Annotated in this window: 16 protein-coding genes; 10 read left to right on the top strand and 6 right to left on the bottom strand. The window is 40.1% G+C overall.

The genetic code is table 11. The annotated features are described in order from the left end of the window. The first annotated feature begins 2 nt into the window (after window positions 1-2). The 7 genes from RM539_RS15675 to RM539_RS15645 all read left to right on the top strand — a co-directional run bounded on the left by RM539_RS15675 (window position 3) and on the right by RM539_RS15645 (window position 11,141). On the top strand, window positions 3-1,637 hold the full coding sequence (locus RM539_RS15675; RefSeq protein WP_311504362.1) for a sulfatase family protein: 1,635 nt from the start codon (window positions 3-5) through the stop codon (window positions 1,635-1,637). A 154-nt stretch (window positions 1,638-1,791) separates the two neighbouring features. Then, window positions 1,792-3,579 (top strand): family 43 glycosylhydrolase, encoded by a 1,788-nt coding sequence (locus RM539_RS15670; protein ID WP_311504361.1) that lies wholly within the window; start codon window positions 1,792-1,794, stop codon window positions 3,577-3,579. A 182-nt stretch (window positions 3,580-3,761) separates the two neighbouring features. Next, a complete protein-coding gene (locus tag RM539_RS15665; RefSeq protein ID WP_311504360.1) occupies window positions 3,762-4,916 on the top strand; it encodes a glycoside hydrolase family 172 protein in 1,155 nt (384 codons plus the stop codon). Window positions 4,917-5,134: 218 nt separating this feature from the next. Beyond that, on the top strand, window positions 5,135-6,811 hold the full coding sequence (locus tag RM539_RS15660; protein WP_311504359.1) for a sulfatase family protein: 1,677 nt from the start codon (window positions 5,135-5,137) through the stop codon (window positions 6,809-6,811). 130 nt (window positions 6,812-6,941) lie between these two features. Beyond that, window positions 6,942-8,570, top strand: coding sequence for an alpha-amylase family protein (locus RM539_RS15655; protein WP_311504358.1), 1,629 nt, complete (start codon window positions 6,942-6,944; stop codon window positions 8,568-8,570). Beyond that, the gene (locus RM539_RS15650) at window positions 8,567-10,192 is read left to right on the top strand and encodes an alpha-amylase family glycosyl hydrolase (protein ID WP_311504357.1); all 1,626 of its coding nucleotides are present in this window, start codon (window positions 8,567-8,569) and stop codon (window positions 10,190-10,192) included. Before RM539_RS15655 ends, RM539_RS15650 begins: the two co-directional genes overlap by 4 nt. Before the next feature lie 259 nt (window positions 10,193-10,451). Beyond that, window positions 10,452-11,141 (top strand): hypothetical protein, encoded by a 690-nt coding sequence (locus RM539_RS15645; RefSeq protein ID WP_311504356.1) that lies wholly within the window; start codon window positions 10,452-10,454, stop codon window positions 11,139-11,141. Between the two features lie 111 nt (window positions 11,142-11,252). Here the strand turns inward: RM539_RS15645 and RM539_RS15640 are convergent, their stop codons facing one another. From RM539_RS15640 to RM539_RS15630, 3 genes are all read right to left on the bottom strand, one after another. After that, window positions 11,253-12,050, bottom strand: a complete 798-nt coding sequence (locus RM539_RS15640; RefSeq protein WP_311504355.1) for a LuxR C-terminal-related transcriptional regulator — start codon at window positions 12,048-12,050, stop codon at window positions 11,253-11,255. A 167-nt stretch (window positions 12,051-12,217) separates the two neighbouring features. Beyond that, window positions 12,218-13,204: an aldo/keto reductase gene (locus RM539_RS15635; protein ID WP_311504354.1), complete on the bottom strand. Its 987-nt coding sequence runs from the start codon at window positions 13,202-13,204 to the stop codon at window positions 12,218-12,220. 87 nt (window positions 13,205-13,291) lie between these two features. Further along, a complete protein-coding gene (locus RM539_RS15630) occupies window positions 13,292-14,227 on the bottom strand; it encodes a bile acid:sodium symporter family protein (protein WP_311504353.1) in 936 nt (311 codons plus the stop codon). A gap of 87 nt (window positions 14,228-14,314) precedes the next feature. Between RM539_RS15630 and RM539_RS15625 the strand changes: the two genes are divergently transcribed. Then, the gene (locus RM539_RS15625) at window positions 14,315-16,795 is read left to right on the top strand and encodes a glycoside hydrolase family 2 protein (RefSeq protein WP_311504352.1); all 2,481 of its coding nucleotides are present in this window, start codon (window positions 14,315-14,317) and stop codon (window positions 16,793-16,795) included. Window positions 16,796-16,819: 24 nt separating this feature from the next. Here the strand turns inward: RM539_RS15625 and RM539_RS15620 are convergent, their stop codons facing one another. The 3 genes from RM539_RS15620 to RM539_RS15610 form a co-directional block, all read right to left on the bottom strand. After that, entirely contained in the window at window positions 16,820-17,401 is a 582-nt protein-coding gene (locus RM539_RS15620) for a PAS domain-containing protein (RefSeq protein WP_311504351.1), read from the bottom strand. Window positions 17,402-17,715: 314 nt separating this feature from the next. After that, window positions 17,716-17,937, bottom strand: coding sequence for a hypothetical protein (locus RM539_RS15615; protein WP_311504350.1), 222 nt, complete (start codon window positions 17,935-17,937; stop codon window positions 17,716-17,718). Window positions 17,938-17,968: 31 nt separating this feature from the next. Next, window positions 17,969-18,700, bottom strand: coding sequence for an SDR family oxidoreductase (locus RM539_RS15610; protein WP_311504349.1), 732 nt, complete (start codon window positions 18,698-18,700; stop codon window positions 17,969-17,971). A 965-nt stretch (window positions 18,701-19,665) separates the two neighbouring features. On the opposite strand from RM539_RS15610, the gene RM539_RS15605 reads away from it, so the two are divergent. Next, a complete protein-coding gene (locus tag RM539_RS15605) occupies window positions 19,666-20,190 on the top strand; it encodes a hypothetical protein (protein ID WP_311504348.1) in 525 nt (174 codons plus the stop codon). Window positions 20,191-20,377: 187 nt separating this feature from the next. After that, on the top strand, window positions 20,378-22,744 hold the full coding sequence (locus RM539_RS15600) for a TonB-dependent receptor (RefSeq protein ID WP_311504347.1): 2,367 nt from the start codon (window positions 20,378-20,380) through the stop codon (window positions 22,742-22,744). Window positions 22,745-23,139 lie beyond the last annotated feature (395 nt).

The following is a 23,139-nucleotide window of genomic DNA, read 5'->3' as shown; positions in this document are numbered from 1 at the left end:
TTATGAGAAGACAACCATTTCAAAATATTCTATCATTGATGTTCTTTTTGCTGAGCTTTTTTTTATTTGCTCAGGATAACAGGAAAGCATCTTTGCCAAACGTGGTTTTCATTCTCGCTGATGATATTGGATATGGAGATATTGGAGTTTATGGAGGCAAAGTTCCAACTCCTAATATAGACAGTCTTGCAGCTCAGGGAATAAGATTTACCGATGCTCATTCCCCGGCTGCATTGTGTGCGCCTTCCAGATATAGTTTCTTAACCGGAAGTTATCCCTACAGAAATGGCAGGCCTGGAGGAAGTTGGGATGCAAATTTTAGTTCAGGGTTTAGTTTTAATGGAGACCGTACTAAGGCCGGTAAGCATATCACGGTTGGAGAAATTATGCAAGATGCCGGATATGAAACCGCTTTCTTCGGAAAAATGCATCTGGGAGCAGATGTTTTTGATAAAGATGGAAAATTAATTACAGAAAAAGATAAGTTAAATACCATGGATTATAGCCGTGGGGTTGAGGATGGCCTGAATGAACATGGCTTTGATTATTGTCTCGGGCTTCTAAGTGGAATTCAGCATGAGCCATTTGCTTATTTTGAAAACGGGCATTATAAACCAATCGATCCCAGAAATCCTGCTGATAATTCCAGTACAAGATTGCTAAAAAATGGATTCTACCGGGTTAGTGATAACGGTCTTTCAGAAATTGTAGAGGCAGGAAAAGTCCCGGCGCGTGGTGACGAAGACTATGATTCCAGCCAGGCAGGAATAATTTTGACTAGTGCTGCCGTTAATTTTATAGACAGGCATCAAAGGGAAAATGATAAAAAAGATGTTGACCAACCGTTTATGCTTTATTTTGCTTCTCAGGCTATTCATGTTCCGCATACACCACCTTTTGATTTTGATGGAGATCCCTCTACTATAAATAAACAGGTTTATGGAAAAACTGGTGCTGTAACTTCAGATATGGTTTATGAACTGGACCTTCAGGTAGGGGAGATTATTAACAAACTTGAAGAAGAAGGGATTGCAGATAATACGCTTATCATCTTTACAAGCGATAATGGAGCTCTCTGGCCAAACGTTACCCATTACGGAAATAAAGACCACGATAATAACGGCCATTTTCGGGATTATAAGGCTTCCATCTATGAGGGAGGTCATCGTGTTCCTTTCATTGCCAAATGGGGAGACGGATCAAAAGAAGGTTCCAGAATTAAACCTGCCAGTGTTTCAGATCAGGTAATCGTTGGCCATGATTGGGTTGCCGCCATGTATGAGCTTACCGGGCAGGATATGGCAGAAGACCAGGCAAAAGACAGTGCCTCCATCTTACCAATTTTGTTAGGTAAACAACCGGAAAATAAAAAATTGCACGATTTTGTATTATACCAGGCGGGGTTTGCCTATGATGGAGCAATACGGGAAGATGATCTTGTGTTGATGGTTAACCGGGACAATGAAGCCACAGAACTGTATGATTTAAGCACAGATAAAGCTCAGGAAAATAATCTAATTGATAATGAGAATTATTCAGAAACTATAACCAAAATGAAACAAAAGTTTCTAAAATATAACGATCATAATAATGAAACGGTTGAGCCAAGAACAACAAAAGCTTTTAAGGTAAAATAGTTAATTATATAAAATTGAACATTGATATTCTTCTTCTGAAGAATATCAAGGGGTTCAAATAAAATATGAAGATACAATGGAACGCCTGGAATTAATCCCTGGTCTTCTGAAATTTCGAATTTTAAGCACTATGATAACTGTTCAGAATCAATATATGAGATGTTTGGTAGCTTTTATGATAGCTCCATTAATTTTCGCCCAAAATGGCTTGGAAAAACGTGATTTTAAAACTTATTGCAATCCGGTAGATATAGATTATACCTACATGGCACTGCATACCCATACGGGTGTTTCCTACCGGGCGGGTGCCGATCCTGCGGTGATCAACTTTAAGGGCAAATATTACATGTTTGTTACCAGGTCTTTTGGTTATTGGGTTTCAGACGATATGAGCAATTGGGAATTCATCACTCCTCAAAATTGGTATTTTAACGGAAGTAATGCCCCGGCCGCTGCTGTTGAAGGTGATGAGGTACTTGTGGCTGCCGATCCTTCCGGGCGAATGGCAGTAATTAAAACCGATACTCCTGAAGTGGGCGACTGGCAAACACAATTCGGCGTTATTCCTATTGAAATCCAGGATCCCGCGCTTTTTGTGGACGATGACGGGAAGGTTTATTTATATGAAGAGTCTTCCAATGTCCATCCCTTGCATGGGGTAGAGCTGGATCCGGATAATTACTATATGCCAATAGGAGAGGAGCAGCCTCTAATAAGCCTGCATCCTGAAAAGCACGGCTGGGAACGCTTTGGGGAGAATCATACTTCAGATATGGCTCCTTACCTGGAAGGGCCGTGGATGACCAAACACAACGGCACTTATTATCTGCAATATGCCGCCCCCGGCACCGAATTTAATGTTTATGCCGATGGTGTTTACACCAGTGATAGTCCGTTAGGGCCATTTGAATATGCACCCTATAATCCTGTTTCTTATAAACCTGGCGGCTTCCTGACCGGCGCAGGCCATGGCAGTACGGTGCAGGATAATAATGGCAATTACTGGCATTTTGCTACTATGCCGATTTCTGTTAATTATAAATTTGAAAGAAGGATTGGTTTGTTTCCTGCAGGTTTTGAAGAGGATGGAGAAATGTATGTAAATACTGCCTACGGAGATTATCCGCAGTTTTTACCTGGAACAGATGTAGATGAACATAGAAACCGCTTTGCGGGTTGGATGCTGCTCTCCTATAATAAAAAGACTACTGCCAATTCTGTAATAGAAAAAGGCATACAACAGAGAGTGATAGGCCCTACTATGGAGCCTGTGCTGACTCCAAAAGATACTGAATACGACGCTACCAAATTGGTAGATGAAGATATTAGTACTTTTTGGGTGGCCAATGGCAATAACGATTCGCTACAGGTAAGCATCGATCTCGGAGAGAAAATGAAAGTCAATGCCCTTCAGGTTAACTTTCAGGAATTTAATGCCAACCTCTTCGGAAGGGTTAAAGGTTTGAAACACCAATTTATAATCGAATCTTCCCTGGACGGGGAAAATTGGAAACCGCTGGTGGATTATTCTGAAAATCTTCGAGACCAGCCACATGCTTATATTGAATTGGATGAACCTGCAGATGCCCGCTACATTCGCTACAAAAATGTTGATACGCCTAATAAATACCTGGCAATTTCAGAATTTCGGATTTTTGGAAAAGGCTACGGAAAACTTCCGAAGCAACCCTCAGAATTTGAAGTTCTAAGGCAGGAAGATAAAAGAAATGCCGAGGTAAGCTGGAAAGAAATTCCCGGAGCCATGGGTTATGTCTTATATTGGGGAATAGAAAAGGAAAAGCTGAACAATTCCGTAATGATCTATGCTGAAAATCAATATGAGTTGCGGGCATTAAATGTAGATCAGAATTATTATTTCCAGGTGGAAGCCTTCAGTGAAAATGGAATTTCAGAAAGAAGTGAAATGCTTCATGTAGAGTAGTAAAATTTGAACAATAGCACCTCCCCTTTTTTCAAGGGGAGGTGAACAGAGGCCGGAGGGGTATTAAAAACAACTTAAATTTTAAACACATGAGAAAATTTCAATTGATAAAAACCGGAATATTTTCCTTCTTATTTATTTTTAGTATTCCCTTATGCTCATTTGCTCAGAAAATCTATGAAATGCCTGAGAAAAAGGTGGAAACCCGCTGGTCCAGTTTTGAAAATCGCGGAGCTGAAAAGTCTGCCGGAGGTTTGGAAAACAAAGGAGCCAAAGGACATCCCTTCAACAGGATAAATGCAGGAGAAAGTATAAACTTGTTGGATATTGATGGAAGCGGAACGGTGCAACGAATATGGCTTACTTTTAGTGATCGCAGTCCGGAAATGTTACGTTCTTTAGTTATCAATATGTATTGGGATAATGAAGAAAAACCTGCGGTTTCCGTTCCAATAGGTGATTTTTTTGGGGTAGGCCTGGGCAAAAAAGTCCCTTTTGAAAGTGTATTTTTTGCCGATCCTGAAGGGAGGGCCTTTCTTTGTTTTATACCCATGCCTTTTAAAGAAGGTGCAAAAATTGAAGTCGTAAATCAGTCACAGAAAGATCTGAAAGCTTTATTTTATGATGTAAACCTTACGCTTGAAGAACATCCTGAAGACCTGCTTTATTTTCATTCATACTGGAACCGTGTTCCGCAAACGGAATTAGGAGAGGATTTTAAAATTTTGCCGCATGTAGAGGGAAAAGGAAGATTCCTTGGGACTAACATGGGGGTGACCATCAACAAAGATTATAAAGATTCCTGGTTTGGGGAAGGAGAAGTAAAGATTTTTCTTGATGGGGATACCGATACTCCAACTTTGGTAGGTTCGGGAACCGAAGATTATGTTGGGACCGCCTATGGGCAGGGCGCTTATTCGCAACAATATCACGGTTCTCCCATCGCCGACAAAGAGAATGGAGAATTTGCCTTTTATCGGTATCACGTGCCGGACCCGGTTTATTTCTATGATGATATAAAAGTTACCGTACAGCAAATGGGTGGCGCCCCCCAGGACATAGTTAAAGAATTTGTAAAGAATGGTGCAAAACTTCAGCCGGTGACTATAGATGCAGAAAAAAAACTCTATCAACTTTTAGGAGAGGATTCCAATATAAATATTAACGATGTGGATGCTCCTAAAGGATGGACAAATTTTTATAGAGAAGATGATGTTTCAGCTACAGCCTATTTTTATCTCAACAAGCCCGTGAGTGATCTGCCTTCTTTGCAACCTGTTGAAACCCGTGTTCAGGGGCTTACGCAAAGCAATACCAATAAAAGTTCAGGTTTATAAAAAAGGAGATGAAGTTACTGTCACTTTATGCCCCTCCGGCCCAGTTATATAACCTTAAAGAAGATCCTTCAGAAAAGGTAAATCTTTATAATGAATATATCCTGAAAGGATAAAGAAAATGAAGGCCAGAATTGAGGAGATTCGTACTTCAGAACAAACACGAGCGTAGTAGTAATATTCAGAATAATTGATAATAACTTCAGTTTAAATTCAGCATTATGAATAGATTTTTGAGATTCTTGTTTTTCAGTGGTTGCCTTTCCATAATTGTTGTGGCATGTAAGGACTCCGCTTCAGAAGAAAGTAAAGAAACCGGGACCGCTAAAAAGCCAAATATCGTGTTCATAATGTCTGACGATCATGCCCTGCAGGCCATTAGTGCTTACGGTCACCCGCTCAGCAAGCTTGCTCCCACGCCAAATATTGACCGCATAGCTGAAGACGGCGCAACTTTTTTCAGGAATTATTGTACCAATTCATTATGCGGTCCCAGCCGGGCAACCATCCTTACCGGGCAGTTCAGCAATGAAAACGGGTTTAGGATGAATGGGGACCAGTTTGATGGTTCCCAGGTTACTTTGCCAAAAGTTTTGCGCGATAATGGTTATAATACGGCAGTTATCGGGAAATGGCATTTGGGAACCACACCAACCGGCTTTGATCACTGGGAAATTTTGAATGATCAGGGGCATTATTATAACCCCGATTTTATTAAAAATAACGATACTGTTCAGGTTGAAGGATATACCACAGATATTATTACCGATAAAAGCATCGCCTGGATGGAAGGGCAAAAATCTACAGATAAACCTTTCTTTTTGATGGTCCATCACAAAGCACCGCACCGTAACTGGATGCCGCCTTTACGCTACGCAAACTTGTTTGACAGCACCGAATTTCCGCTTCCCGATTCTTATTTCCGTGAATTTGATTCTACTCAGGTTGCCGCGCGGGACCAGTTAATGACTATCTATAAAGATATGTATGAAGGTTACGACCTTAAAATGACACTTAAAGAAGGTAGTCCGGAGCTGGCCCATGATCCCTGGAATAATGAATTTAGCCGGATGACTGCGCAACAGCGTGCTTCATGGGACAGTGCTTATCAGCCAAAAAATGATGCCATGCACAGGGCAAATCTGCAGGGGAAAGTCCTGGATAAATGGAAAGGACAGCGGTTTTTACAGGAATATCTGGCCACGGTAAAAGCTGTTGATGACGGAGTTGGAAAAATCCTGGATTATCTTAAGGAAAACGGCATGGATGAAAATACACTGGTGGTTTATACTTCAGATCAGGGGTTTTATCTGGGTGAAAACGGCTGGTTTGATAAACGTTATATGTATGAGCCATCGTTCCGGATGCCTTTGCTTATGAAATACCCAGGCCATATAGATAAAGGGGAAGAAGTTCATGCCTTAACCCAAAATCTCGATTTTGCCGAAACTTTCCTGGATTATGCCGGTGCCCCCATTCCGGAGGAATTCCAGGGAAAATCTTTTCGTCCTGTTTTGCAGGGAGAGGTAAAGGCTGAAAATTTCCGGGATGCTATTTACTACCATTATTACGATTTTCCGGCCTTTCACATGGTGAAGAAACATTATGGTGTAAGAACGGATAGATATGTCCTTATGCATTTTTATGATGATATAGACCAGTGGGAAATGTACGATCTGGAAAATGATCCTAAAGAAAGGAACAATATTTATAATGATCCCGGTTATTCTGAAGTACAGCAAAAGCTTCATCAAAAGCTTGATTCTTTACAGCAGGTGTACAACGTAACCGAAAGGGAATTCCAAACCACTTCCCCGGAACAGGTACAACGCGCTTATGATATGTTTTCCAATATAAAAGGTGAAGAGCCGGGCTATTACCCACGAGAGAGAGATTAGCACTTGCTTTTTAACCTGTCAAACCATTGATGATAAGGTTATGGCTTAACAATCTGTTACAAAACGTTTAGTAATTGTTATGATTCCTGCCTGTCATAATTTTATAGCTTAGGGAGGGAAAACAATTCTTATGAGCAGATTCTGGTACAAAAACGCTATAATTTATAGTCTTGATGTAGAATCCTTTATGGACTCCGATGGAGACGGGGTAGGAGATTTTACAGGGCTTCGCCACCGGCTAAATTACCTGAAACACCTGGGGGTGGATTGCCTATGGCTGCTGCCATTTTACGATACTCCCAATCGTGATAACGGTTACGATGTTCGTGATTATTATCAGTTGGACAGGCGCCTGGGTGATCTTGGCCGTTTTGCTGAATTTGTTGAAAATGCTGAAGAAATCGGAATTCGTGTGATAATTGATCTGGTGGTAAATCATACTTCCGAAGAACATTTTTGGTTTCAGGAAGCCAGGAAAAATAAAAATTCCAGGTACCGGAACTTCTATATTTGGGCAGATGAAAAGCCCGAAGAAGATGGGACTCATGTCATTTTTGGCGAAGAACAGGACGGTACCAACTGGCATTATGATGAAGAAGCAGGGCAGTATTACTACCATTCTTTCTATCCTTTTCAACCAGATCTTAACCTTTCTAATCCCGATGTTCAGGATGAAATTATGCGGATTATGCATTTCTGGCTCAAACTTGGAATATCCGGGTTTCGAATGGATGCAGTTACCCATATGCTCCGTAAAAAGGGGAATATAGAATTTGAAGATGACCCTCATGACATTCTGCGAAAATTCAGGAGGTCTGTGCAGGAAAATAAAACTGATGCGGTGCTTTTAGCCGAGGTTGATGTAGATCCAAAGCGTTATAAAGATTTCTTCGGGGATAGCGATCAAATGCACATGCTGCTTAACTTTTATATCAATAATTACATTTTTCTGGCATTGGCGCGCAGAGAAGCAACTGCCCTGGCAGAGGCTATAGAATTATTGCCTGCGCATGCACCAACAGAACAAATGGCCAATTTTTTACGTAACCATGATGAGCTGGATCTGGAAAGGTTAAGTGAGCAGGAACGGGAGGAGGTTTTTAAAGCTTTTGCACCCAAAGAGGATATGCGCATCTATGGCCGCGGAATAAGGAGAAGGCTTGCTCCCATGCTTAACAATGACCGCCAACGGCTGGAAATGGTTTACAGCCTGCTACTCACCTTGCCGGGTACACCTTTGTTAAGATACGGACAGGAAATTTCTATGGGGGAAGATCTTGACCTGAAGGGAAGGGACAGTGTGCGTACGCTAATGCAATGGAATTCTCAAAAAAATGGTGGGTTTTCTACAGCTAAGCAGGAAAATCTGGTGCGAAAATCCATAGCTGAAGGTACAAATGGATATAAAATTAATAGTGTGCAATCTCAGCAAAGGGATTCTTCTTCCTTCCTGAACTGGATCACCCGGGCAATAAACTACCGGAAAGAATGTCCCGAATTTGGTAAAGGAGAAGTGAGAATAATGGAAACCGGAAATAAAAAGGTACTCACGATTTTAAGAGAAACCGATTCCGGACTGGCGTTGGCTATGCACAACTTTTGCGATGAGGATCAGGAAATTAAGCTAGACCTCGATCAGAAAGAGCAAATGCTTGAAATTTTTGCAGATAAGGAATATTCCCGTTCAACCCTGGAAAATCCTATAGAAATCTCTGCCTATGGTTACAGGTGGTTTCGGGAAAAAAGAAATTTTTTATGATAAAGGAGAGTGATTTCAAATGGTGGCAGAAAGAGGTGGTTTATCAAATCTATCCACGTTCTTTTATGGATAGCAATGGAGATGGTGTTGGAGACCTAACCGGAATAGAACAAAAGCTGGATTATCTGGCAAATTTAGGGGTGGGAGCTATATGGATTTCCCCTATATATCCTTCACCTATGGCAGATTTTGGTTATGATGTTAGTGATTATACAGGTATACATCCTCTTTTTGGGGATATGGATAAATTTGATCAACTGCTCAAAAAAATCCATAAGAAAGGCATGAAGCTTATTCTGGATTTGGTGCCCAACCATACTTCCAATGAACATCCATGGTTTCAGGAATCCAGGAAATCGAAAACAAATCCAAAAAGAGACTGGTATATCTGGAAAGATCCTGCAGCAGATGGAGGTCCGCCTAATAACTGGTTAAGTGAGTTTGGAGGCGATGCCTGGGAGCTGGACACCCAAACCGGCCAGTATTACTATCATGCTTATTTAAGAGAACAGCCCGATCTTAATTGGAGAAATTCAGAGGTTCAGGAGGCTGTTTTTGATGCCATGCGCTTCTGGCTGGATAAAGGTGTGGATGGTTTTAGAGTAGATGTAATGTGGCATATGATAAAAGATGATCAGTTTAGGGATAATCCCCCTAATCCCGATTATTTTCCGGAAATGTCTCCTTACCGCAAGTTGATCCCTGCTTATTCTACAGACCAGCCTGAAGTACATGAGGTGGTGAGAAAAATGCGCGAAGTAACCGATAGCTATAAAGATCGCGTGCTTATTGGTGAGATCTACCTGCCGGTGGATAAACTTATTATGTATTACGGCAAAGGAAATAAAGGAGCACAGTTGCCTTTTAATTTTCAGCTCATCGGGCTGCCCTGGAACGCAGAGAAAATTTTTGCCGCGGTTAATGATTATGAAGGAGCTCTGCCTGAGGGTGCATGGCCTAACTGGGTTTTAGGAAATCATGATAAACCGCGCCTGGCCAGCAGGATTGGCAAAGCACAGGCCAGAGTGGCGGCAATGTTGTTGCTTACTCTTAGGGGAACTCCAACCATGTATTACGGGGAAGAAATAGGAATGGAAGATGTACCTATTTCTCCTGAACAGGTACGCGATCCTCATGAAAAAAATGTTCCCGGAAAGAACCTGGGCCGTGATCCGCAAAGAACCCCCATGCAGTGGGACGATTCTAAAAATGCCGGGTTTACCACAGGAGATCCCTGGCTGCCCCTGGGGAATTACGAGCAGTGTAACGTGGCTGCAGAACTGGAAAAGGAAGGCAGTATTTTGGCGCTTTACCGTAACCTCCTGGAATTAAGAAATGCAGAGCCCGCCCTTCATATAGGGTATTATTACCCTTATAAATGCGAAAAGAACCTTTTATCCTACTTCAGAAGTAACGGGAATAAAAGTTTTCTGGTGCTATTAAATTTAGGTTCTTCAGAAATCAGACTGGAATTGGACGGAATCAGTGAAAAAGGAACCTGCAGGATGGGAACTGCTCATTCTTCGGAAGGAAAAGAAATTTCCGAAGCGGTTTTTCTTGCTCCTGATGAAGGAAAAGTAGTTGAATATCCAAAATCTTATAAAGTCCTTTTAGGAAAGTAGGGAAAAAATCATTCTGATAAAGCAGAATAGCAGGCACTGAATAATATTTATATAGAGCCTGAAACCAGTTCCGGTGGACGTAAAAGACCATGCTTACTCCCCTATTTTTAATACTCTAATTTTTTGCCTCCTATAATCAATACGCCTAAAATGCCTATTAATGGGTATTGATTTAGGAAATATTCCTTTCTACTTTTACTTCTGTTGAAACGCCCCAACTAATTTCATTTTTAATCTGTTAAACTAATCAAGCAGAGATATGAAAAGATTTTTAAGAATTCTGGTTATTGTGATTTTAATTGGAACAGGTGGGGGAGTTTCGGCGCAGGAAATTTCTCAGTATAACAACCGCAGCCAAAGTACAGAAAAAGTAAGACCATTTCGGCTAGGCCTGAAATTGGGTTTTCCAAATCTTATAGGCGGTAACGTGGAGTATGTTACTCCTCTTTTAAATGATAAACTGGCTGTGAACGTGGAATATTCCAGTCTTGATTTTGGATTTTTATCTGAACTGCTGGTAGGAGATAAGGAATCTCCGGAACTTAAATACACGTATTATGAAGGAGGTTTAAATTATTATTTTTTTAAATCGGGGAAAGGGTTATATGTAGGAGCCGGTTATGGTGCATTGAAAATGGATACAACATTAAATGATGTGTCTTCAGAGGAAGATGATAGTAAAACAGGTACGGGAAATGTGAAATTTGAACGTAATTCGTTCAGTGTGAAGTTAGGGGCGAAACTGGGAGCCTTATTCTACTTTAGACCGGAAATTGGATATGCATTTATGGAATTGCCCAAAAGTGCTACTATGGTCGTAAGTTTCGAGGATGGTTCAACAGCAACCCAAACCGCTTATTTGGATGATTATTTTGACACCGAAGGCTCACCTCAAAAATATATGTTCGAGGGATTTATAGCCAATATAGGTTTGGGTTTTGCATTCTAATTAGAGACGCTGAAAAGCTATCATATTGTAAAGCCTTAATTTCAGGAATAAAATTGAATTAGTCTGTAGGGGGAGAGAATGGTCATAGATATTATTTCTATGGCCGTTCTTTTATTGTAGAATACCGGCCATCATACTTTCGGCAATAAGTTCCGCAGTATTTTTACAGCCGCTTTTTGCAAGTACATTTTTTCTGTGCGTATGGATTGTGTGAATGGATAGATTAAGACAGTCCGCAATTTGTTTGGCTCCATAGCCTTTAGCCAGGAGATCTATAATTTCTTTTTCCCTACTGGTGAGTGCCGAGGAAATATCAGGTTCGGAATTTCCTGCCTTTGGGTTAAAAGTTTCCCTATCGGTTGGAACATTAAAAAAAGATTTCCCGCCTTTTAGGTGCATAAAAGAAACCTTTCCTGTACTTATTTTTGCCAAATGAGAAATGTCACTATGGATGGTAAGCACATGAAGGGGAGTATTACTTTCAGTAACAGATAAAGGCGTGGCCTGCATGAGCATAAGTCTCTTTTTTCCTTTATAATCTGTCATTTTATAGGAGTAAATTATCTTGTAGTCCAGCAATTCGGAAGGTTTAAGATATCTTGTAAAAAAATCTTTTATCACCATTTCCTTTTTCTCCAGTTTTTCGATTTCTTCAGGTAAGGCAGCCTTTAGCAATTGTTCCATGCTTACATTTTCCGGACTGGTATTCATAAATTGCGTCACCCCCGGGGAAATATAATCCAGCTCAAGATTATGCATATTCAGGATATAAAAATAGGACTCCCCGGGGGCAAACACCGCAGCAAATTTTTGAAACTGCTCGGTAACTTCATATTGGGAATACTTTAAAATATATGGAGAATACTGGGATTTCCATAATTTTGCTATCTTATCCGAGTCGTTTAACATGAACATTTGTTAATTTACTCTTAAGATATTAAAAATTTGATAACTTTTAAAAATAATTTTTACTGAAATTAGGATATATCTGCTGCTGGATAAAAGCTTATATTGAAATATTATAACTAAAAAAAACCTGCCGCTAGGACAGGTTTTTACTTTATTCCATTTTGATTTTACCAGCGCTGATGAACCTGTGGTTTTATATACTTATCATAAATAGCATTCATCTGCCTGATTTTGTCTTCACTTAAGTCAGGTAATTTATAGACCGAGGTATTTGATAGCAGGTGTTCCTTTTTGGAGGCCCCCGGAATAATACAGCTTATTTCTTTAAACTGTAATATCCACTGCAGTGCGATTGGCGCCAGGTTTTCGGCATTGGGAAACAGCTTTTTAAGTTCGTCTACAGCTTTCAGGCCCGTTTCAAAATCAACTCCTGCAAAAGTTTCTCCCTTGTCAAAGGCTTCACCGTGGCGGTTAAAATTCCGGTGATCTTCTTCATCAAAATGAGTATTGGAATCAAATTTGCCGGTAAGTAATCCGCTGGCCAGTGGTACACGGGTTATAATCCCCACGTCATGTTTCTTTGCTTCTTCAAAAAATAATTCTGAAGGACGCTGGCGGAAAAGATTGAAAATAATTTGTACAGTACTTACATTAGGATATTGAATAGCTTTAATGGCCTCTTCCACTTTTTCCACACTAACCCCAAGATTTTGCACTTTTCCCTGTTCCTTCAACCGGTCAAAGGTTTCAAAAATTTCAGGACGGTAATATACATCTGTTGGCGGGCAATGTAGCTGCACCAGGTCAAGTGTTTCCAGCCCGGTTCTTTGCAGGCTGTCTTCCACATATTTGGTTAGTGCTTCAGGAGTGTAATTTTCGCTTGTATGAGGATCTATCTGCCGGCCGCATTTAGTGGCAACATAAATCTTTTCTGAACGTGAACGTACCACTCTCCCCACGGCAGTTTCACTCATTCCTTTTTCATACACATCGGCAGTATCTATAAAATTTACGCCTTCATCTATGGCTGTATTAAGGATTTCATCTGCTTTTTTATCATCAAAGCCAGAGCCCCATTTACCTCCAACCTGCCAGGTTCCAAGGGATATTTCCGAGATTTCTAATTCTGTTTTTCCGAGTCTTCTGTAATTCATAGTTTTTTTTTTAAAGTTAAAGATTTGCTGGCCCATATAAAAGCCATGGTGCAAAAAAACAGGCAAATATGGCACGGTAAAGTAGTTTTACTCCTCTATATGTTCTTCTTTCGGGTAATGAATGCGTTTTAAAACATAAGCAATTAAAAATGTAGAGACCAGGGAAAAGCTGCTGTAAAGAATCGCAATAAGGTTCAATTCATCATGCTGGAGGAGTTGGTTGGCAATGTAAAGTGCCAGTACGCTGTTTTGCAGTCCCATTTCTATAGCTACGGTATAATTGATTCTATGATTAAGACCAGTGATTTTTGACAGGTAAAATCCTGCCAACATGGTTATCCCATTCAGCATAAAAAGAGGGATAAGAAGATCTATATGCTTAAAATACTGAATATCACCGTTAGACTTATCAAAAAATATAGCAACCACAAAAGGTATAAGCAGAAGTGCGGGAAGTATGATTTTTAAGGGTTTATGCAGGCCTCTTTTTATTCTTTCTGAAACCGATTCACTAATAATTATCCCGCTAAGTACGGGTAGTACAACTGTGAACAACACTTTTTTCATGATCACCCAAAACTCCAGTGAAATTTGCTGGTTTTCCTGCAGAAAGAGGTAAAAGCTGAGATCCATTATGGCGGGAATGGTAAACAGGATAAGAAAGCTGTTAAAAGCGGTAAGAGAAACTGAAAGTGCCACCCTGCCTTTCAAAAATTTTGCCACCAGGTTAGAAGTGGTGCCGCCGGGACAAGCTGCTATAAGCATAATCCCTATTTTGTACATAGGTTCTATGGGCCAGAAATAAATCAAAATAAGAGCAATTGTGGGCAGTAAAATTATCTGGCAAATAAGCCCGGTAATTATCGCCCGCGGTTTTAGAAGAACCCTCCGGAAATCTTTAAATTTCAACTCCAGACCAATACCCAACATAATGAGGGCAATTGCAAAGGGCATAACTAAATCGGCTAAATTTTGCATTTTGGTCAGGTCGCATAGCGAAGTTAAAAAATATAATTCCTGCATCTGTTAGTTTAGGTTTTCTTTAGGTTTCTCTGCAGGGAAATGTGCATAAATACTTAATTTTATATTTTAAAAAACATCTTTTTATAAATGAAAAATTTCCCTTTTTTTATCCTGTTTTTCTCCCTTACGCTTTTTGCGCAGAAAACCGAATTGAAAACATGGCAGTTTTCTTCGGAAAAAAATCCTGAAGTGAAGCAGGTAAACCTCCCCCATACCTGGAATGCAGAAGATGCCTTTGATGATGAGCCCGGCTACTGGCGCGGGAATGGTACTTACAGTAAGACCATTCAGATAAAAGATTCTTCAAAGGTTTATTATCTGCATTTTAACGGCGCAAATCAGGAAGCAAAAGTATTTGTAAACAATAAATTGGCTGGAGAACATCAGGGCGGCTATACCGCTTTTCAGGTTCCTGTTTCTTCAGCATTAAAGCCGGGAGAAAATAAGATAAGGGTAGAATTAAGCAACGCACATGATGAAACTATTCCTCCCCTGGATGCAGATTTCACCTTTTATGGCGGAATTTATCGTAAAGTATGGCTGGTGGAGGAAAACAAGGTTCATTTTAAAAAGGAAGCCGGAACCGATGCTGTAAAAATAAATCCAGTTATGGATGAAAATTTTAATGCTAAAGTGCAGCTTTCAGGTGGAATTGAAAATCCGGAAGGGGAAAAATTAATTTTAAAAATTTCTCTTCAAAATCCTGAAGGGAAAGAGGTGTATTCCAGAGAAGAAAATGTGGCAGAAACCTTAAGTACTAATTTTGCTGTAGAGCATCCTGCACTCTGGTCCCCGGCAGTTCCGGATTTATACAACATAAGAATTGCCATTTTAAATGATGCTTCAGAACAGCTGGATGTTTATGAACATAAAATCGGCTTCAGGAAATTCAAAGCTTCTGCAGAAGGCTTTCAGCTAAACGGAGAGGAATTGAAGCTTATTGGGGTTAACAGGCATCAGGACTGGAAAGGTTTGGGTAATGCCGTGCCTGTGGAAAAGCAACTTCAGGATATGGTAAATATCAAAAAAATGGGAGCAAATTTTTTGCGTTTGGCCCATTATCCGCAGGATCAGGAAATCTATCGTGCGGCAGACAGCCTGGGCCTTATTCTATGGTCTGAAATCCCCGTGGTAAATAAAGTGCCTGTTGCAGAAGATTATGAGGCTTATGAAAAGAATGTGCTGCAAATGCAGCGGGAACATATTGCACAGCATTACAATAATTCCTCCTTTATTTTTATCGGGTATATGAATGAGATTTTTATAAGGATGGTCTTTGATAATGCGGAAGGAGAGGGGAAAAAGGCAATTATTGACCATACGTTGAAACTTGCCCGAAAACTTGAAAATCTTACGCGTGAACTTGCCCCGAAGCATATTACGGTGATGGCGATTCATGGTAACCAGATTTATAATGAAACCGGAATCACCAGCTTGCCGATGGTTCTGGGGTGGAATCTCTACTATGGTTGGTACGAGGGGGGAATTCAGGATTTAGGTGGGTTTTTAGATTCGGAACACAAGAAATTTCCGAAGCGGCCAATAATTATTTCTGAATATGGTGTGGGAGCAGATGCACGGCTGCATAGTAATAATCCCGAAAAATTCGATTTTACTGAAGAATATCAGCTATTGTACCATCAGGGATACCTGGAACAGGTTTTGGAAAGGGATTTTGTAATTGGAATGACTGCGTGGAATTTTGCAGATTTTGGCTCTGAATTTCGTGGCGATGCCATGCCACATATAAACCAGAAAGGCCTGGTGAATTTTGATCGTTCTCCAAAGAATATTTATTACTGGTACAAGGCCATGCTCCGGCCCGATGAGAAATTCAGCAGAATTTACCGTGATGTACCGGTACATATAGATTTTTCTGCGGAAAAAGAATTGAAAATAATTTCTAATCAGCAAGTAATTATAAAGCTGAATGGTATTAAAACAGCTGAGAAAAAACCTGAAGGCGGTATTGTGGAAGTAAAGCTGAAGCTGCAAGAAGGTTCCAATTCTATTGAAGTTTTAAACCGGAAAAATGAATTGGAAGATCAGCTTGATCTTGTATGGCAAAAACCTGATTTTTCGGCACATGACTGGCTGGGAATTAATTTTGGAACCAATAGCTATTTTATGGATAATCAATGCCGGCAGTGGATACCGGCTTCAGCATTGGAACAACTTAAAATATCAGAAGGCGCCAAATCAATAAAAAGCAGTACGAATATCAGGAATACAGAGGATGATCCTTTGTTTCAAAAGGGCCTTAGCGAAGTTAAAAATGTAGAAATTGAAGTTCCTGAAGGGAAATATAATGTACAGCTTCTTTTTACCAATTTCGGCAAAGATAAAGCGCTGGCGTATGAGCTGAATAAGAAAAATGCTGATGAGGAAACTTCAGAAGGCGGGCTTAAAATATTGCTAAACGGGGAAATGCTTGAGGTAAAGCCAATGAAAGAATTTCACTTTAATAAAAAATCGCTGCAGATTAATACTGAAAGCAAAATAAAAATAGAAGCAACAGAAGAAACAGTTTTTTCCATCAGCGGCATTTCACTTAAAAAAATAAATTAACCAACCAGCTTAAAGAAGCAGCGGTTATGGCAAAATTTCCTTTTCAAGAGCGAGATAATGGGTAAGTTTTTTATTCCCGTTAAGCAGGGGAATTACAGTTATTTCGCATAAATATTCTTCATTGTTTTTACGATAATTAAGAATGGTTTCGGTAAAAGCCTTAGTTTTTCCCAGTTTTTGCTTTATTCGGTTAACGGTGGCGTCATCGGTTTTAGCCCCCTGTAGAAACTGCGGAGATCTTCCAATCGCATCTTGTGAAGTATAACCGGTCATATGATAAAAACCCTTGCTAACCCAATTGATAACTTGTTCATTATCTGTAAGTACAATGGCATCATAATTCTGTTCCATAATAGAATTAAAATCAAAATGCCAGTTATACTTCCTGTTAAAGCGACGCAGGATATCTAATTCTTTTCCACGTTTTGCCTCAGTAAGTTCATAATGAAAGCTGGCGGAAGAAATATCCATACTCGTAAGTGGGGCAGGTGTGGTTTCTAAAGGTTCAATCTTTTTAGCAACCTTTTGGTGTTCCCGGGAATCTAAAGTTTCCAGATAAAGGTCCAGGCATCTCATGTTGCTTAAATTCTCCTGCTGTTTACTCATAATTATCTTTTTGGCTGTTTTCAACTTCTGTATACCTGGGTTGAAGGTTTAAAGGTAGCTTAATTAAGACTAGGTGCCGGAATTTTATAGAACAAATTTGAATAACATCTTACTCCGTATTTTTATAATTCTGTTCTAAAGTTAGTATCTCTCGTCTCTTTATACGCTTTCAAATTTAAGAATGGTATCTATAATCAGTACTTGCATTAAAGACACGGCTTTAAAAAAAGCTGCCGGAATTCCCCATGACTTCTGAAAGTTCAGAAAGACAAAGAAAACTCCGGCAGCCTGTTAATCACCGGGGGGACTATTGGTTAAACTACAATTTTTTTGTCTCCTTTTACTTCTTTATGGTTTTTGCTCAAATCTTCTTCCTCATTTTGCTTTTTGAAGATCTTATAGGCCAGATATCCAACTCCGGCGGCGGCGCCAAGTGTGGCGCCAAGTACTCCACCGTTCATTACAACTTTTCTTCCTGCTCTAAAAATAGCGCCTTTTGCTAAGAATTTGCTTCCTGTGGTTAATAAACTACTCATTATTTAAATTTTAAAGGTTAGTAATTGATTTTTATGCTTTGCCTGTGGGCTTTATTAATAATTCATTTACGTTAACGGTCTCCGGCTGTGAAATAGCATAAAAAACCGCATCGGCAATATTTTTGGTATTAAGTTTGGGTTCATCTTCACTGTAGTCTTTATCCTTAAGTAACTCCTGGTCACTAATATCATTTCGCAATTCTGTTGCGACGCTTCCCGGCTCTATGGAAGTAACACGAATATTAAATTCGGGAGAAAGCTCCATTCGCATAGCTTTGGAAAGTGCAATAATTGCAGCTTTTGAAGCACCGTAAACTGCACCGCCCTCAAATATTTCTTTTCCATCTACCGAGGCGATATTAATAATGTGCCCGCTTTGTTGTTCTTTCATATGAGGTAGTACAGAATATATACAGCGCAAACAACCTTTCAGATTTACTTCCACAGTTTGCAGCCACTCATCTAAATGACGGTTTTTGAGATAGGTAAGTGGCATGACTCCGGCTGAATTTACCAGGATATCAATTTTGCCCAGGTTGTTAGTGATTTGTTTAAATCCCGCCACCACACTATCGGTGAGGCTAACGTCCATTTCTACCACCAGGCTTTTACCGGGTAAGTCTTTTTGTAGTTTTTCTAATTTTTCAACATTGCGGCTGGCCAGGGCTACCAGGCAACCTTCAGCAGAAAGTTTTCTGGCTATTGCCTTGCCAATTCCGCTGCTGGCCCCGGTTACCACAGCAATTTTATTTTCTAGATTCATTTTTTATTCGTTCTCGGATTATTTTCAATATCCAAATTATCTGAAAAGAAGCACGTTAACAGCATTGTAAATAACATGATTTTAACGGCAGCCTTTTTTTGCAATTTAATTTAGCTTTTAAAGGAGCTATTGAAAATATGAATTTGAAAGAATTTGCCTGTAATTCTGGAGAAAACATTAGTTCCCGGGAGGGTATTTAAATGCAGAATGGAAATACATACAAAATATTTACTTCAGAAGGCGCCTATACTATTATATGGGAAAGGGATAATAGCAATACCCAACGGAAGATTAAGCTGATGGGTATTTCTGAGAAAAAAGAATAAGGTTTAGCATTGAAATCAGTTAAGAGAATGGTTAAATGCTTTCATCATTTTGTATGCACATTTAAAACTCCTTCCCGTTTTGGAACTTTTTGCCTGCTCCATATTTATACTTATAAATTTTCCTCCTAGCCTGTAGAAACTTAAGTTGCGGGCCGGGATTATCACTCCAGAAGGATCAAGTTTAAACGCATCTCTTTTTCTGAAAATAAAATTGCCTGTACAATTTCTAATTAGATCGGAATTGTGAAAAGTATCATCCATGATTATGTATTTATAAAAATAATAACGGTTTAATTTACAAAAAATTAAGAATAAACTTATGTATATGATAAATATTTATTTTTAAAACATAAAATTTATCAAATATGTAAAGAGGGGATGATTGTCCGCTAAGAAATCCTAAAATATGCTATGTAATTTGGTTGAGGAGATATGTACTCCATCCTCACCCCAGCCCCAGGTCTTCCCGTGAGAGGGAGTGTTGTTCTGCTATCTTGAAATGATGAGCTAAATCCACTTTAGGTGTTAATCCGGACAGGAATATATTGAGACATGCTTTATAAGAAGAAAAATATACCCCGTGAAGAACTGCGGCATTATTTTAATTATCTTAGTTTTTACATTTTAAGTTTCCAGCTCTTGAAAAAGGCTTCAGTAATATTGCTACTTTTTATCTTCTCCTTTAATTCCGTAGGGTTTTATATCACCTTCGGAATTCAGCTTTACCAGATTAAAACGGAAGTGAGACAAAAAATTATTGACGGTACTCCGGAAGAGGAATTGGTACAGCTGAAATATTCTTCAGAAACAAAAGAGGAATTCCACTGGCATGAAGACGGTGAATTTCGATACAGGGGTAAGATGTATGATGTGGTAAGAGCTGAAGATGGAGAGAACACCATTGTGTACTATTGTATTGTAGATAAGGAAGAAACTATTTTGCTGGCCAGTCTTAAAAAACAGCTGGAGAAGAATTCCAAACGCAATAAAAGGAATGGCAAAATGGCAAAATCTTTTCATAAGGTTTTCTTTCAGCCCAGGAATCTGCCTGATGCTTTAACGCTATTTACTCCTGAAGAAAATTTGCTGATTAATTCCCGGCATTTCAATTTTTATACACCTCCGGGGCTGGAGCCTTCCGGGCCTCCGCCAAAATGGGTTTAACATTCAAATAAATATTCTGTTTAATTTTTTAGATTTTCCAATTCCCACTCCGGCTAATCTTCCGGAGGTACTCTACTATGGTTTTAGGTAAAGCAGAAGCTAAAAAGCAGATTATTTCAACCTAAGTAAAAGTGGTCGTTATTACGGTTGCTTGTCCTCTTATTAAACTTATTTAAAATTGAAATACATGATAAAATCATATTTATACCTAATTATATTATTAATTTCCATCCCTGGATTTAGCCAGAACAGCAGGCTTGCCGGGAGGATAATAGATGCGAAAAGCGGTGAACCGCTTTCTGATGCAAAAATCAGTATCAATAGCCTGGCTGCCGGAAGCTCCGGAAAAAATGGCTATTTTGATGTACGCTGCAAACGTGGAATGGAACTGGAGGTGAGTTTTGTTGGTTATACCAGCTGGAATGCGACTATAGAAGACTGTAGTAAAACTCTTAATATCGCCCTCATTCCTTCTGTTGCAGAACTTGGGGAAGTGCAGTTAAAAACTGCTTTACATGTACAGCGGGCGCTGGAAAATCCGGTTTCTGAAGTGCAGCTGAACCCCGTAGAACTCAATCGTGGCACGGGCCTGTACCTGGATGATGCGATAAATGCCAATGTTCCGGGGGTAAGCATGAACCGGAGGGCAGTGTCTTCCGGCCAGCAATTCAATATTCGCGGCTATGGCAATGGTGTTGGTTTCAGGGGCGCCACCAATAATTTTGACGGGCAGGGGTACAAGGTTTATCTTAACAATATTCCCGTGACCGATGCTGAAGGGGTAACTTTGCTGGATGACATTGATTTTGCTTCTATAGGTTCGGTAGATGTAATCAAAGGACCTGCGGGAACAAAATTTGGCCTTGCCATTGCGGGAGTGGTGCAATTGCAGACGCAAAGGCCCGAAGCCGGGGAGATATCGCTGGGACAGGAGCTAACGGTAGGAGATTACGGCCTGTTACGTTCCACGACCAAATTTGCCACGGCAACAGAAAACACCTCTTTATTGCTGAATTACGGGCATCAGACTTCTGATGGATATATGGCGCACACTGCTTCTGACAAAGATTTTGTAAATGCCGTGGTCGATTTTCGCCCGAATGAAAATCAGTACCTCTCGGCTTACTTTGGCTATAGTAATAGCTATGATCAGCGCGGGGGTGAGCTTACCATAGAGCAATATAATAATCTGGATTACAGCGGGAGCGCCAGGTATATCAAGAATAATGCACATTCTGAAGTGATTAGCTTCAGGGCCGGGCTTAGCCATTCTTATTTGTTTAATAACTGGCTTTCCAACACCACTTCCGTATTTGGATCGGGGGTGAATAGCAACGCCAGTTCGGCAGGAGGCTGGACAGATAAGACGCCGGTAAATTACGGCACCCGGTCGGTTTTCGATTTCAGCTTTAATCTGAACAATGATTTTGCCCTGAACGGAAGTGCGGGTTTTGAACTTCAGGAGCAACGTGCGCAGATTGTTGGCTACGGAATGGTGGAAAACCCTGAAGATCCTGAGGGATATAACATTATTGGTGGCCTGAGAAGCAATCAGTTTGCTGTTTCTAATAATTCCAACATTTTTACTGAATGGACGCTGCAGATGCCGCGGGACTTTTCCCTTACCGCGGGCGTGGGCATGAGTTCCATGAATATAGACCTGGAGAATCGCATGTATGAAGCCGATAGCGACATGGAAAGAAATGTAAATGCCGATTACCACAACCTGGTATCACCGCATTTCGCCCTTAACAAAATCTTTAACGACAATGTTTCGGTGTACGCGTCTTACAGCCGGGGCTACAATGCGCCGGTGAGTGGTAATATTGTGCTTTCCACTTCAGGAGAACTTAACACCGGGCTGGAGCCGGAAGTGGGCGATCAGTTAGAAATTGGTTCTAAGGGAAGCCTTTTCAGCAATCGTTTGTATTATGAAGCGGCTGTTTTTAATGCCTTTTTTAAGAACAAATTCACTTCAGTGGCTGTGCCTCTGGATGAAAACACCACCTCCTATACCTATATCGCCAACGGCGGAAAACTGGATAACAAAGGAATTGAATTGCTGCTGAAGTTTAATGCTTATGAATCTTCTGCAGGTTTCTTCCGAAGCATTCGTCCTTACGGGAATTTCACATATTCAGATTTTGAATATGAAGATTATGCCTATGAATCATTAAATTCCGAAGGTGAAGCCGTGCAGGTAGATTACAGCGGAAATGCTGTGGCTGGTGTGGCGCCATGGGTGGTAAATGCCGGGGTGGATTTACAGTCCAATGCCGGGTTCTACGGAAATATTAACTATTCCTATCGTGATACCGTGCCGTTTACTTCAGACGGTGCAAATGTAACCGATCCTTATAACTTGCTGAATGCGAAGCTTGGATACAGGCAGAATTTTGGCCATTTTGAAGCAGATGTTTATGTCGGCGCGCGCAATATCACCGGAAGCCAGTATTATTACATGGTATTTTTAAACCAGCTGCCAGATGCCTATTTACCCGCTCCTTATGAAGCGAATTATTTTGGCGGCATACGTTTAAAATATAATTTTTAAGCTGAAAAAAGAAAGCTGTCTCAAAAGCTTGTTATCGTCACCCTGAATTTGTTTCACGGTCTCATAACAAATAGTAAATCAACTAAGGTGATATCCTGAAATAGATTACCATTGGCTCCTGTTAAGCTGGAAAAAGCTCCCGGAAACGGGAGTTTTTTTGTATTTGTTGAAAATTTTAGCAGAAGAATTACCGAGGTTCAATAGATTTATGCAAACTCAGCTTTAAATACTAACCGTCCCCCTGAACTCGTTTCAGGACCTCATGGGGCTGGTTTTTGATTTCCAACCCATGAATTAGATGCTGAAACAAGTTCAGCATGACGAGCCTTGCTTTGTTACAATTTAGAAGATCATCAATTATTTTAGTTCTGATATTTCCCTGCTCTTATTGATAA

The sequence above is a fragment of the Autumnicola musiva genome (assembly GCF_031846585.1).
GTDB lineage: Bacteria > Bacteroidota > Bacteroidia > Flavobacteriales > Flavobacteriaceae > Autumnicola > Autumnicola musiva.
The sequence above is the reverse complement of the archived record's forward strand: the minus strand, read 5'-3'. Positions and strand labels throughout refer to the sequence as shown.